Raw genomic sequence first — 517 nt, 5'->3', positions numbered from 1 at the left:
GCATATCCTGAACCCGAAAGGGTTGGGTGCGACCTATCAGGCTGTATCAATCTCAGCCCCGCAGGCAGCATTGGCAGACGGGCTCTCAACCGCCCTATGCCTGACCCCACGTGCCAAAACAAACGCGATGGTATCGCGGTTTCTGGGCGCGCGTATCGAGCTGAGTATCTGAGCGCGGGTAAGACTTTTCGCAAGAGGATGGTGCCTCAAGAGGGACTCGAACCCCCGACCTTGTCCTTACGAAGGACCTGCTCTACCAGCTGAGCTATTGAGGCGATGCGGAAGCTCGTTTAACGGCAGCGCGCGGGTCATGCAAGCGTGGATTGCCGGGCCGGTGCGCGGTTGTCCACTACGCATTCATCCCGCATCCTGACGCCAACATGATCCGCCCGGCGGGTTACGATGGTTTATCAGATATTTGGCAAGGTCATTTGGATGTCCGGGAATTCGCAGAAGTCTTATGTGCTAGACACCCACCGGCTGCGCGACCCGGAAGAGACCCTGGCCATCGTCAAAC

Annotated in this window: 1 tRNA gene; it reads right to left on the bottom strand. The window is 58.2% G+C overall.

Features of this window, described 5'->3' with window-relative positions:
• Positions 1 to 199 precede the first annotated feature (199 nt).
• Positions 200 to 275, bottom strand: a tRNA-Thr gene (locus ACR0EL_RS22800).
• Between the last annotated feature and the right edge of the window lie 242 nt (positions 276 to 517).

It is taken from the genome of Ruegeria sp. AH12 (assembly GCF_056541465.1).
The sequence above is the reverse complement of the archived record's forward strand: the minus strand, read 5'-3'. Positions and strand labels throughout refer to the sequence as shown.